This window comes from Oxynema aestuarii AP17, from assembly GCF_012295525.1.
GTDB classification, from domain to species: Bacteria; Cyanobacteriota; Cyanobacteriia; order Cyanobacteriales; family Laspinemataceae; genus Oxynema; species Oxynema aestuarii.
In genome coordinates this window covers 895,677-908,506 of record NZ_CP051167.1, presented here as the reverse complement: position 1 = coordinate 908,506, position 12,830 = coordinate 895,677, and the positions used below count along the sequence as shown (strand labels likewise).

Annotated in this window: 10 protein-coding genes, 2 tRNA genes and 1 pseudogene; 7 read left to right on the top strand and 6 right to left on the bottom strand. The window is 52.4% G+C overall.

Annotation, left to right across the window (positions count from 1 at the left end):
• Positions 1 to 30 precede the first annotated feature (30 nt).
• Positions 31 to 2,679, bottom strand: a complete 2,649-nt coding sequence (gene mutS, locus HCG48_RS03660; protein WP_168567941.1) for a DNA mismatch repair protein MutS — start codon at positions 2,677 to 2,679, stop codon at positions 31 to 33.
• A gap of 306 nt (positions 2,680 to 2,985) precedes the next feature.
• Here mutS and HCG48_RS03655 point away from each other — a divergent pair.
• From HCG48_RS03655 to ftsH2, 4 genes and pseudogenes are all read left to right on the top strand, one after another.
• Positions 2,986 to 3,059: transfer RNA gene (locus HCG48_RS03655), tRNA-Asp, on the top strand.
• 102 nt (positions 3,060 to 3,161) lie between these two features.
• Positions 3,162 to 4,592 (top strand): annotated as a pseudogene (gltX, locus tag HCG48_RS03650) (glutamate--tRNA ligase); the annotation flags it as partial.
• 165 nt (positions 4,593 to 4,757) lie between these two features.
• Positions 4,758 to 5,057, top strand: a complete 300-nt coding sequence (locus HCG48_RS26660; RefSeq protein WP_320415784.1) for a CAAD domain-containing protein — start codon at positions 4,758 to 4,760, stop codon at positions 5,055 to 5,057.
• A 535-nt stretch (positions 5,058 to 5,592) separates the two neighbouring features.
• Positions 5,593 to 7,479, top strand: a complete 1,887-nt coding sequence (gene ftsH2, locus HCG48_RS03645; RefSeq protein WP_168567939.1) for an ATP-dependent zinc metalloprotease FtsH2 — start codon at positions 5,593 to 5,595, stop codon at positions 7,477 to 7,479.
• Between the two features lie 113 nt (positions 7,480 to 7,592).
• On the opposite strand, the gene HCG48_RS03640 is transcribed toward ftsH2, so the two are convergent.
• Complete coding sequence (locus tag HCG48_RS03640) at positions 7,593 to 8,084, bottom strand: universal stress protein (protein WP_168567938.1); 492 nt, start codon at positions 8,082 to 8,084, stop codon at positions 7,593 to 7,595.
• Between the two features lie 233 nt (positions 8,085 to 8,317).
• On the opposite strand from HCG48_RS03640, the gene HCG48_RS26390 reads away from it, so the two are divergent.
• Positions 8,318 to 8,449 (top strand): hypothetical protein, encoded by a 132-nt coding sequence (locus HCG48_RS26390; RefSeq protein ID WP_281362076.1) that lies wholly within the window; start codon positions 8,318 to 8,320, stop codon positions 8,447 to 8,449.
• A gap of 161 nt (positions 8,450 to 8,610) precedes the next feature.
• Here HCG48_RS26390 and speD read toward each other — a convergent pair whose 3' ends face one another.
• The 4 genes from speD to hisF all read right to left on the bottom strand — a co-directional run bounded on the left by speD (position 8,611) and on the right by hisF (position 11,047).
• Positions 8,611 to 8,976 (bottom strand): adenosylmethionine decarboxylase, encoded by a 366-nt coding sequence (gene speD, locus HCG48_RS03635; protein WP_168571726.1) that lies wholly within the window; start codon positions 8,974 to 8,976, stop codon positions 8,611 to 8,613.
• Between the two features lie 510 nt (positions 8,977 to 9,486).
• A tRNA-Ala gene (locus tag HCG48_RS03630) sits at positions 9,487 to 9,559 on the bottom strand.
• A 133-nt stretch (positions 9,560 to 9,692) separates the two neighbouring features.
• Positions 9,693 to 10,025 carry a hypothetical protein gene (locus tag HCG48_RS26655; protein ID WP_320415769.1) on the bottom strand — a complete coding sequence of 111 codons (333 nt, stop codon included), beginning with the start codon at positions 10,023 to 10,025 and terminating at the stop codon, positions 9,693 to 9,695.
• A 254-nt stretch (positions 10,026 to 10,279) separates the two neighbouring features.
• Positions 10,280 to 11,047 (bottom strand): imidazole glycerol phosphate synthase subunit HisF, encoded by a 768-nt coding sequence (gene hisF, locus HCG48_RS03620; RefSeq protein WP_168567937.1) that lies wholly within the window; start codon positions 11,045 to 11,047, stop codon positions 10,280 to 10,282.
• Between the two features lie 286 nt (positions 11,048 to 11,333).
• Between hisF and petP the strand changes: the two genes are divergently transcribed.
• Positions 11,334 to 11,534, top strand: a complete 201-nt coding sequence (petP, locus tag HCG48_RS03615) for a cytochrome b6f subunit PetP (protein WP_200670473.1) — start codon at positions 11,334 to 11,336, stop codon at positions 11,532 to 11,534.
• 94 nt (positions 11,535 to 11,628) lie between these two features.
• Complete coding sequence (locus tag HCG48_RS03610) at positions 11,629 to 12,726, top strand: Get3/ArsA fold putative tail anchor-mediating ATPase NosAFP (protein WP_168567936.1); 1,098 nt, start codon at positions 11,629 to 11,631, stop codon at positions 12,724 to 12,726.
• Positions 12,727 to 12,830: the final 104 nt, after the last annotated feature.

Sequence of the window (12,830 nt, the reverse complement as noted above, 5' to 3'; positions counted from 1 at the left end):
CTGAGCTTGAGAACCCCAATTCAAACCCATTTAAAAATCCAATAAATCCAATTGCTCCACAGGTTCCGATTCCACAGTTTGCTTGTCTAAATGACGCGCTCCCTTTCGCAATCCGACCGCTATTTTACTGTGTTTTTCAATTTGTCCCATCACCTGGCGTGCTCGTCGAATCACTACATCCGGCAATCCCGCCAGACGACCCGCTTCGATGCCATAAGAACGGTCCGCGCCTCCCGGCTGAACCTGATGTAAAAAGATAATGCGATCGGGTAATTCTTTCACCGTTACTTGATAGTTTGCCACATTAGAAAGAAGGGACGCCAGTTCGTTGAGTTCGTGATAGTGGGTGGCGAAAATCGTCCGCGCTTGAATTTCCGTGGCTAAATATTCCGCAACGGACCAGGCGATCGAAAGTCCGTCAAACGTCGCCGTCCCGCGTCCGATTTCATCTAAAAGAACGAGGGATTTTGAGGTCGCGTGATTGAGAATATTCGCTGTTTCATTCATTTCGACCATAAACGTCGATTGACCCGTGGCTAAATCGTCTACCGCACCGACGCGAGTAAAAATGCGATCGCAAATCCCCAACCGCGCCGAAGTCGCCGGGACGAAACTCCCCGTCTGCGCCATCAGTTGAATCAAGCCGACCTGGCGCAAATAACAACTTTTGCCACTGGCATTCGGTCCGGTGAGAATGATTAAATCCGGACTCGGCGAGCTTTCCGACCGTCCCAAGCGCGTCGAATTGGGAACGAAAAAACCCTCGTTAATCGATACTTCAACCACCGGATGGCGTCCGTCCACGATCGCGATTTCCCGTCCGTTCACCATTTGCGGACGGCAGTAATTGCGTTCGCTGGCAATTTTCGCCAAAGCGCACAACACGTCAAGGGCGGCGACGGCGCGGGCGACTTTACGAATCGGTTCGGCAAAATTGGCCACCTGCGATCGCAATCCGGTAAAAAGTTCGTATTCCCGGCGGTTGAGGTCGTCGCGAGCCGTTAAAATCCGCGATTCGCGCTCTTTCAACTCCGGGGTGATGTAACGCTCCTCGTTCGTTAATGTTTGACGACGGACGTAATCTTCCGGCGCGCGATCGCTTTTCGAGCGCGCGATGCTGATGTAATAGCCAAAAGTCTTGTTATAACCGACCTTTAAATTAGCAATCCCCGTGCGTTCCCGTTCCGTCACTTCCAAATTGGCAATCCACTGCTGGTCCGCCTCGACTTGCGCTTTCATTTCGTCGAGCACCGTATCCACCCCCGAACGAATTAAGCCCCCTTCGGTTAAATGCAAGGGTGGATTTTCGACTAAATACTGGCGTAACTGTCGTCCGAGTTGTTCTAAATCCGGATTGACGGTTTCCACCGCTTTTAAATAGCGGGAACGACCTTGCGCCCCGAGTTGCGCCAATTGCGGCAGTTGCCCCAACGAATCCGCCAGGGAGACTAAATCGCGAGCGTTGGCGGTCCCGGACCCGGCGCGACCCGTGAGCCGTTCGAGGTCGTAAATTTGGCGTAATTGCTGTTGGAGACTCTCGCGCAAGGTCGCATTCTCGACTAACTCTTGAATGGTGTCTTGACGCGCTTCGATCCCTTTGCATTGTAAGAGCGGTTGCAGCAACCACCGCCGCAGGGTTCGGCTTCCCATGGCGGTGACGGTTTTATCCAAGGCCCAGAGTAGGGAACCGTGAAACGTCCCGTCGCGAACCGTCTGCACGATTTCCAAGTTGGAGCGGGTTTGGCGGTCGATGGTTAAAAAGTCGCTAATCGTGTAGGTGCGAACGGGTTGGAGGGGAATCGAATTTTCTTTTTGGGTATCTTCGAGATATTCGAGCAAGCCTCCCGCAGCGCGCACGGCGAGGGGTAAGTGTTCGCAGCCCAAGCCTTCGAGCGATCGCAGGTTGAATTGGATCAGAATGCGCGATCGGGCCTCCGAGCTTAAAAATACTGTATTCGATCGCAAGGAATAACAAAATGAGGGGGGCAACCCTTCGGGTAAATGGGGCGACCCTTCCCCCGGTCTGAGCAAGGTTCCGGTCAAGTCCGGCGCGTTCGTCGGAATCAGGACTTCGGAAGGTTGCAGTCGGTCTAATTCTTGGGCGAGGTGTTCGATTCCTTGCGCTTGGGTAGTGAAAAATTCCCCGGTAGAAATGTCGGTATAGGCCAGTCCCCAGTGATGTTTGGCGACGACCACCGCCGCTAAAAAGTTATTGCGTCGGGAGGGCAACATCTCTTCTTCGAGCAAGGTTCCGGGGGTGATCACCCGGGTGACTTCCCGACGGACTAAGCCTTTGGCTTCTGCCGCATCTTCGACTTGATCGCAAACGGCGATCGCATACCCTTTCTCCATTAATTGCATGGCATAACGGTCCAAGGCATGATGCGGCACTCCGGTCATCGGAACCCGCCCGATTTTTCCCCCTTGTTTGCTCGTCAGCACCAGTTCGAGTTCCCGCGCCACCGTAATCGCGTCTTGAAAGAAGGTTTCAAAAAAATCGCCGACCCGATAGAGCAAAATGGCGTGAGGATATCGGTCTTTGACCTCTACGTAATGCCGATACATCTCCGAAAGCTGTTCCCGGTCGATCTCTCGATAATCGGCGTTGCGAATTTCTGCGAGGTTCGTTCGCAAGGGAGCAGCATCGCTCGGGGTAGATGCGGAGGAATATGCACTCATAAGAAAACGGCTTGAGGGTCAGTCTTTTCCAAACTTTATCTTAAAACCCCTCGGACTCCACCCCAAAAGTTTTAAGTTTGAAGGACTACACTTTTTCGTCATCTCAATAGCTTGAAGTTATTATTTTAGAGAGATTTGAATCAATTTTGAGACATAAAAATTTGAATCTCCATTTTTAGAAAAAACTCGCCGAAACCTTGCCAAAATCGACAGAAAAAAAAATTTTTGACCAAAAAGGTTGACAAATCCTGGAAACTGAGTCAGTATGATTAAGGCCAAGCGCAAGAGCGCACGGCGCGACCGCGAGGGACTGTAGTTCAACTGGTCAGAGCACCGCCCTGTCACGGCGGAAGTTGCGGGTTCGAATCCCGTCAGTCCCGTTCTCAAGTTCTCAAACTCTAAGAATCGTAGATTTTAGGTTCGAGTTCGGACTCTAAGATCTACGATGTTGGTGTCAAGCTTAAGCAGAGAGAGAATTTTCCGTGACCGTTAGAGTTCGGATAGCACCCAGTCCGACTGGGAACTTACATATAGGAACGGCCAGAACGGCTGTTTTTAACTGGTTGTTTGCCAAAAACCAGGACGGCCAGTTCATTTTACGGGTCGAGGATACGGATCTAGAGCGATCGCGACCCGAGTTTACGGACAATATTTTAGAAGGGCTCGACTGGTTGGGTCTAACTTGGGATGCGGGTCCGGTGTTTCAGTCCAAGCGCCTCGACCTCTACCGCCAGATGGTACAAACCTTGTTAGATCGGGGCTTGGCGTATCGCTGTTACTGCACGCCGGAAGAACTCGACGAGATGCGATCGCAGCAGAAAGCCAAAGGTCAAGCACCCCGATACGACAACCGCCACCGGGACTTAACCGCCGAACAGATCGAAGCCTTTGAAGCGGAAGGCCGCACCGCAGTGATTCGTTTTAAAATTGACGACGATCGCGAAATCGTCTGGAACGATCTCGTGCGCGGTCGCATGGTCTGGAAAGGGAGCGACCTCGGCGGGGATATGGTCGTGGCGCGCGCGTCGAGTTCCCAAGAGATCGGACAGCCCCTTTATAACTTAGCTGTCGTCGTCGATGACATCGACCTGCGGATTACCCACGTCATTCGCGGCGAAGATCACATCGCCAATACGGCCAAACAGATCTTACTTTACGAAGCATTTGAGGCAGATATTCCGGAATTCGCCCATACCCCTTTGATCTTGAATCAATCAGGTCAAAAGCTGTCGAAACGCGATGGGGTCACCTCCATTTCCGATTTTAAAGAAATGGGGTTTACCGCCGAAGCGTTAGTCAATTACATGACCCTGCTGGGGTGGTCGCCGCCGGACAACCAAGAAATGTTTACCTTGGCAGAAGCGGCGAGCAAATTTAGTTTCGATCGCGTCAACAAAGCCGGAGCTAAATTCGATTGGGATAAGCTCGACTGGCTCAACAGTCAGTACATCCACCGAATGCCTGTAGACCAGTTGACCGATGCGCTGATTCCCTTCTGGCAAAAAGCGGGTTACACCTTCGACACCACGGCCCAGCGCCCATGGTTGGAAGCGTTAACCGCCTTAGTCGGTCCGAGTTTGACGCGACTGACCGACGCGATCGAAATGAGCCGCACCTTTTTCGTCAGCGACGTGGAAATGACGGAAGCAGGGAGCGAACAGCTCGAACGCGAAGGCGCTACGGCAGTTCTGGAAGCCATCCTCGATGGCATGTCGAATCAACAGACCCTGACCGAACAAGAGGCTCAAGATCTTATCAAAGAGGTCACGAAAGCCCAAAAAGTCAAAAAAGGGTTGGTGATGCGATCGCTGCGGGCAGCGTTAACCGGAGATGTGCACGGACCCGACCTGATACAATCGTGGGTACTTCTCCACCAGCGCGGTCTCGATCGAACCCGCCTGGAAAAAGTCCTAAAGGTTCATGTAGAAGAGGCTAGTGCCTTGACTGGAAATCCTTCAACCGAACAACCGAAAGACACCCAGACCGATGCTTCGGCTTCCCCTCCCGGTGGAGCGACTTCGGCTTCTGTCACCCCCGATGCTACGACCAGTCAACTCGACGGGATTAAAAACCAAATCGTGACAATTTTGTCCGATCTTCCCGAATACGTGACGGCTTTTGTCAAAGACTATCAAAAACCGCTCGTTACCGTCGGGTTAATTTTAGCGATTTTGGTCTCCCTCAGAGTGTTAGTGGCGGTACTCGATGTCCTCAACGGCATTCCTTTAGTACAGCCGACCTTTGAGATCGTGGGTTTGAGTTATTCCATTTGGTTTGTCTATCGTTATTTGCTCAGCGCGTCCACGCGCAGCGAGTTATCGAGCCAACTCGAACAACTCAAACAACAAGTCGCTGGCGACAAAACTCCCAAAAACTAAGGGTTTTACGGGAGCAAAACGGGCGCCTTGCACCTGGATGAGACTCGATCGAGTCGAATTCGACCCGATCGCGGGCGCTTGAGAAACCCCCTCGATCGTGTTGCTGTTTCCTCACACGCTCGTCGAGGGTTGCGATCGCGCAACCAACGCTCTCTACACTTGTGTTTCTAAGCGTTACCCGAGTCCCTTCGGGGGCGATCGAGCCGAATTGATAAATTTTAATCTTTCTCGATGATGGACGCACCACCCGGGCGTCCATTTTTACATGGGTCTTTACTCGGGCGATCGCCCCATCCCACGCCCTTTCCGGGGCGAAAGTTGCTCCGATCGCCCTCGTTACGTTAAATTTAGTTAAGATTATGATAGAGATTGACGATCTGGCCCTGTCCGGGGGAGTCTCGACTCGCCGGAACCCTCCCGGGGAACCGCGATCGCATCCCTACCCAAATCCCTATAGATAAGCAGCTTTTTCTTATTCCTGCATCCTATCTATTGACTTGACTTTCTTGTCCCAACCGTCTAAACCCTATTGCTTATGAAATTTTCTTGGAGAATACTCGTACTGTGGTCATTACCCGCCTTGGCGATCGGCTTTTTCGTCTGGCAAGCAGTTTTCGCGCCGACGGGAATCGATGCGGGCAATAACGCCGCCAGTACCCGCATGAGTTACGGGCGCTTCTTAGAATATCTCGATGCCGGACGAGTCGAAAGCGTCGATCTGTACGAAGGGGGCCGCACGGCGATCGTCGAAGCGGTCGATCCCGAACTCGACAACCGACCCCAACGCTTGCGCGTAGACTTACCCGGAAACGCCCCCGAATTAATCACCCGCTTGCGAGCATCCAACATCAGCTTTGATTCCCACCCGCCGCGTAACGACGGCGCCATCTGGGGAATCTTGGGCAATCTCCTCTTTCCCCTGTTGCTGATTGCCGGGTTATTCTTCCTGTTCCGGCGATCGAGCAACGTTCCCGGCGGTCCGGGCCAAGCCATGAACTTCGGCAAGTCGAAAGCGCGCTTTCAAATGGAAGCCAAAACTGGCGTCATGTTCGACGACGTCGCCGGAATCGAAGAAGCGAAAGAAGAACTGCAAGAAGTCGTCACCTTCCTCAAAAAACCGGAACGCTTCACCGCCGTGGGCGCCCGCATTCCCAAAGGCGTTCTGCTCGTCGGCCCTCCGGGAACGGGTAAAACCTTGCTGGCGAAGGCGATCGCCGGAGAAGCCGGAGTCCCCTTCTTCAGCATTTCCGGCTCGGAATTCGTGGAAATGTTCGTCGGCGTCGGCGCGTCTCGCGTGCGCGACTTGTTCAAAAAAGCCAAGGAAAACGCCCCTTGCATCATCTTTATCGATGAAATCGATGCGGTCGGTCGCCAACGCGGCGCCGGAATTGGCGGCGGAAATGACGAACGCGAGCAAACCCTCAACCAGTTGCTCACGGAAATGGACGGCTTTGAAGGCAATACGGGCATTATCATCATCGCCGCTACCAACCGTCCCGACGTTCTCGACCAAGCCTTATTGCGTCCCGGTCGTTTCGATCGCCAAGTCGGCGTCGATGCTCCCGATATTAAAGGACGCCTGGAAATTCTCAACGTCCACGCGCGCAATAAAAAGCTCGCCGACGAAATCTCTTTAGAGGCGATCGCCCGCCGTACTCCCGGCTTTACCGGAGCTGATTTGGCGAACTTGCTCAACGAAGCCGCCATTTTAACCGCCCGTCGTCGCAAAGAAGCGATGACCATGCACGAAATCGACGACGCGATCGATCGCGTGATCGCCGGAATGGAAGGAACGCCGTTGGTCGATAGCAAGAGCAAACGCCTGATCGCCTATCACGAAGTCGGTCACGCGATCGTCGGAACTTTGGTCAAAGACCACGACCCGGTACAAAAAGTGACCTTAATCCCGCGCGGACAAGCTCAAGGCTTGACCTGGTTTACCCCCAGCGAAGATCAAAGCTTGGTCTCGAAATCGCAACTGATGGCACGGATTATGGGCGCTTTAGGCGGTCGGGTCGCGGAAGAGGTGATCTTCGGCGATGCGGAAGTGACCACGGGCGCCGGAAATGACTTGCAACAAGTCACCGGAATGGCCCGTCAGATGGTGACCCGCTTCGGGATGTCCGATCTCGGTCCGCTTTCTTTGGAAACCCAACAAGGGGAAGTCTTCCTCGGTCGCGATTTGATGACGCGATCGGAATATTCCGAAGAAATTGCCGCGCGCATCGACGCTCAAGTGCGATCGATCGTCGAACATTGCTATGAGGAAACCCGCCGCCTGATCGGCGAAAACCGCATGGTGATGGATCGTCTCGTCGATCTGTTAATCGAGAAAGAGTCGATCGACGGCGAGGAGTTCCGCCAAATTGTGGCGGAATATACTGAGGTTCCGGAAAAAGAACAGTACGTCCCTCAGTTATAAGTTGTCGTCTCATTGAGTGACGCGATCGCCCTGTGCGTCGGTATTTCCGAGGGGCGATCGCCCCAAACCCCCCTCATCGATCTGAAGGGGGGTTTTTGATGAAAGGGGTAGGCTTACGAGTGCGCCCTTCCTTGCACGATCAACACGCAACAGGGGGCGTTGTGACTGACGTGATTGCTGACGCTACCGAGGAACATTTCGCTGAGTCCTTTGCGACCCCGACGACCGAGGACGATTAAATCTGCTGGCCACTGTTTGGCCCGATCGCAGATCCAATGTCCCGCATCGCCGATGGCGCGATCGACTTCTGTCGCCACTCCCGCATCGATCGCCTGTTTGGCGTATTTTTGCAGCAGGCGATCGACTTGTTCGATTTCTACTTGCAGTCGTTCTTGTTGCACTTGGGGCAGGGTCGCGCCTCCCGCCGGAGATAAGCCGATTCCCGTCCCGACTAAGGGGGCGACGTCTCCGGCGGTTTCAAAATGAATCGTGTGAAAAATTAATAAACTACTGTTATATTGCCGGGCAATATCTACCGCTTTCTCGAAGACCAGATCCGCTTGGGCGGAGCGATCGAGGGCGACTAAAATTTTTTCAAAACTCATAAGTTCTCCTGGTCGATCTCTCGGCAAACCGGGGCGATCGCGCACTATCTCTCTTTTTAGGGTATCAGTTCCCAGCCAACTCCCGGACAACCGCGCGATCGCCCCTTAGCCCAGGGTTTACTGAAAAATTAAGATTTCTTAACCCCTCCTCGACAAAACCCGTGCTAACCTAGATTTTAGTAACAAATGTTACTGAATTTATTTTAGCTTTATGAAAATCGAGGATAACAGCCATGACCAGCCAAGAGCGAGCCAGATTTCTTGCCAGCCGTAACCGCCAGCGCCAAAAACAGCGTCAAGAGTCGATGGTTACCCGTTTGGCGGACGAATTGGGGTTGAGCGATCGCCCCGACGACGCAAAATAAAAGCGATTTACAAAAGTTGAGGGGATCTCAAAGTCCTCTCGATTCAATCGACAGGTCGGATCTGAACCGTTAGATCCGACCTTTTTAATGCCTTTTGAGTCTATTTTCGATGGCTTTAAAGCTTGACAATCCCTAGCTGAAAACAAGGAATCGCGAGGAGGTCACCCGGTCAACTTATCGGTCAGATCCAAGCCCCTTTTAATTTCTCTAACGCTGATTTGTTCCGCTTTAAGAGCTGTTTTGAGTAAATGCATGGCTTGTTGTGGATTGCCACTGCCACAAAAGAATAAATCGGCAGCGAAATAGCCAAATTCAGGCCAAGTATGCAAGGCAATATGAGATTCGGCGAGGGTAGCGGTGGCGGTGACCCCATGGGGACTGAATTGATGGACGCATAAGTTAATCAGGGTGACGCCTCCGGCAGCGACGGCTTCGATTAAAGCGTGGCGAATGCGATCGGGATCGTCGAGTAAATGAGCGGGACAGTTCCAGGCATCTATAATTAAATGAATACCAATTTGTTTCATCATCAAAATTTTGGGTCTGAAACCCCGTCCCTTCGACTTAGCTCAGGGCAAGCTTTCTAGGACGGCTTTATGGTACTATAGCAATGGTTAACGATCCCCCGTGACGCAGACGTAACAGACAGCCTAAACGTGACGAAACCTGGTGACAACCAGGGGCACAGAAAGCTCGCTAGACCGGGATAAGAGGACGGGGCAATAAAAAGTATAAACTGTCAAAGTTTTAACCTTAGAATCCACCTAAAAATTGCAATTTTCTGTTGGAGATTTCAACACGTAAGAACTGCAGGACTTGCGGGGATAGTCGGTGGAGCGAACGTAAGGCTATAAAACTCTTTAAGGGTGGAGGCGGTTGCCATGAAACAGAAACCTAAATCGTGAGGTTTAAGAATCACCCTGGCTTTAGCCCGGTGAGGAGGTCAAGGAAATGAGCTAAACAACACAGCCAGCCCCACGAACTAAAAAAGCCCCGGGTTTGAATAACCCAGGGCTTTTGCGCTTGATATTTTGTTATGGAGCTAAGCGGACTCGAACCGCTGGCCCCCTCAATGCCATTGAGGTGCTCTACCAACTGAGCTATAGCCCCGTCAGGCGCTTTACTATATTGGCACGACCTTACAAAATTCGTCAAGCATTTGGAAAAAAATTTTTTCTGTCTTTATATCGATCGCGCGAAAGCCTCAGTACGCCGAGGGATGGAGCTTACCGGACAATGCGGGTTAAGGCAAAAGGATGGCATAGGGTTCGAGATCGAGGGAACGCGGATCGAAGTCCATATAGGCTTGTCCCCCCGCGCCGAGGTTGCTCCACGGGTCGATCCCGATCGCGTTGACCAGTTCGGGGGTTTGGTCTACTAAATGGCGATTGGCCATTTCGTGGACGTATAGCATATAGTCGCCCATCAGGAAGTAAACGGCCATCATTGCTGCTGCCGCCATCGCGACTAAGGTGCCTGCCAACATCAAGGAAAACTCGTTTTGGTCAAAGGCTTCCTGCATCAAGTGTAAAGACCAGGCCACTAAGGCAATAACAATTATGAGGATGAAAATCATAACTTTACATATAAGGGCCTAAGACTTTACATATTTTAACATTGACTCAGAATAAGGTTCGGGAAGGATAGCAAAATTTCTCTAAAGATTAACCCTATAAGAATTTATAGTAGGGGTTAGAGAATCGATAAAATCGGCGAATCGGTTCGCAGGCGATCGCGCCGCCGAGCCGAGAAAAGCTTCAGGTTTCCTTTACAGTTCGCCGAGGGTCGCAGCCGACGATACCGATCCGCTTGGGGTTGAGGAGTGGAGGATTAATCGCGGACGGGAATCTGGCGATCGCCTAAATACGTCTTAATTTCACCGACGCTAAGTTGACCGTAGTGCAGCAGCGACGCCAGTAGAGCCGCCTCGGCGCGACCGTCGGTGAGCGCTTCGTAAATATGCTCGCAGTTTCCGGCGCCGCCGGATGCAATCACCGGAATTTGGACTTGTTCGGCGATCGTGCGCGTTAACTCCAAATCGTATCCCGCTTGGGTGCCGTCCGCATCCATGCTAGTCACCAACAGTTCTCCGGCGCCCCGGGCTTCGACCTCTTTCGCCCAGGCGATCGCGTCGATGCCCGTATTTTCGCGACCGCCGCGCACGTACACGTCCCAACCCGGATTTTGCTCCTCCGTGCGACGGCGCGCGTCGATCGCCACCACAATACACTGATTGCCAAAGCGCTCGCTGGCGCGGTTGACAAACTCCGGATCGCGCACTGCCGCCGAATTGATACTGACTTTATCGGCTCCGGCGCGTAACAATTTCTTAATGGTCTCTAAGGATTGGATGCCGCCGCCGACCGTGAGAGGAATAAACACCTGTTCGGCAGTTCGGTAAACCACATCGTAAATAATATCGCGGTCTTCGTGAGTGGCAGTAATGTCGAGAAAAACTAACTCGTCAGCTCCGGCTTGATTGTAAACTTGAGCCAGTTCGACCGGATCGCCTGCATCTTTAAGGTTGACAAAATTCACGCCCTTAACGACGCGACCCGCTTTGACATCTAAACAAGGTAAGATTCGTTTGGCAAGCATAGGAAATTGTAGAAAATCAGTGGCTGGAAGAACGGCGTTCTGAGAACTGCAAACGCTCAATTATAAAAGGATTGTGGCAGGATTTCGGTACGTGGGACGATCGCCTACGGCTGAATTGGCGAGCATGGGAATCGCCGATCGGATCGCTGACGAGGCGATCGCGGCGTCACAGTCTAGGGTCACCTTTTCACTAAAACTCCCCGAACGCGATCGCTCCGTGAAATCACCTCATTCTGATAGACTGTGGAATGGTTCAACGAGAGGAACACACAGGTTAAAGTTGGCAATGGAAATAGGTCAAAAGGTAAAAATCTGTCGGCTTCGCGATCGCCTGTCCGGCCAGATGGTCGAGCAGATCAAGAAAAATCCCGTCGGTACGATCGCCGAATACAAAATGACCGATGGTAGTGGCGTCGGCGTCATTGTCAAATTTGACAGTGGTCTGGCCACTTGGTTTTTTGAAGACGAAATCGAAGTGGTTAATTAGGCCGTGATTTTACCGAGAGGCTGCATTCGGGCAGCCTCGATCGCCAGCAAGCATTACCATAGGAAATGCTTCGAGTGGCTTAAGGGAAAAAATCATGGCCATAATTTTAACCTTTTTGGGTAAAGGAGGCACCGGACGCACCACGGTGGCGATCGCCGCCGCCAAGCGTTTGGCCAGTGAAGGCAAACGGGTACTCCTCGCGGGACAAGATACCAGTCCCGCGTTTGGTTTATTACTCGGCGCCTCCGTCGGCCCCGACCCTCAAGAAATTGCGGCAAACCTCAAAGCCGTGCAGTTAGAAACGGCAGTGTTGTTAGAACGCAGTTGGGAACAACTGAAAAAATTAGAGGCGCAATACGTTCGTACCCCATTTTTCAAAGAAGTTTATGGCCAAGAACTGGGCGTTTTGCCGGGAATGGACGAGGCGTTAGCCCTCAATGCCATCCGGGAATACGATGCCAGTGGCGAATACGACGCGATCGTTTATGACGGCAGTAGCGATCGCGCCACCTTGCGAATGTTGGGAATGCCGGAAATTTTGACCTGGTACTGGCGCCGTTTTCGCGGCGTGTTTAGCGGTTCCGAACTCGGTAAAGCCCTCTCCCCGTTCGTCCAACCTGTTACCAGTGCAGTCTTTAACGTCGGCTGGACCACCGAGGAAATCGGCGGTCAACCCGCACGAGATGCTAATGACTTACTCGAACGCGGTCAAGCCGCCGTCGCCGATCCGAATCGCGTCTTAGCTTACTTAGTGACCTCGGCGGAGGAAAGTGCGATCGCCAGCAGTCGCTATTTATGGGGCAGCGCCCAAACCGTCGGTTTGACCGTCGGTGGGGTGATTTTGAATCGCAGCTCATCCGTCGCCGCCTTGGGCGATCGCTTCGATCCGTTAACCGTCACCCCATTCCCCACCCGTCAGGGCAACGACTGGGAACCCCTGATCGATGCCTTGCCGAACTTCGCCCAAGGCAGTCGCGCCCCCCGTCCCGTGGAGATCGATGTCGCTTCCGGTCAAGTCCGCCTATTCTTACCGAGTTTTGATAAAAAACAGGTCAAACTCACCCAATACGGTCCGGAAGTCACGATCGAAGCAGGCGACCAGCGCCGCAACGTTTTTCTACCCCCTCAATTGAAAGGCAAACCCGTCAAAGGGGCGAAGTTTCAAAACGGTTATTTGATCGTTTCGTTTTAGTCCCTTTTCTCGATGCGCGGCGATCGCGCGATACACCTTAAGGCATCTTGTCTTAAGGTGTTTTTATATGAAAATTATTTTGTATAAAAAAGACATCGCTACTT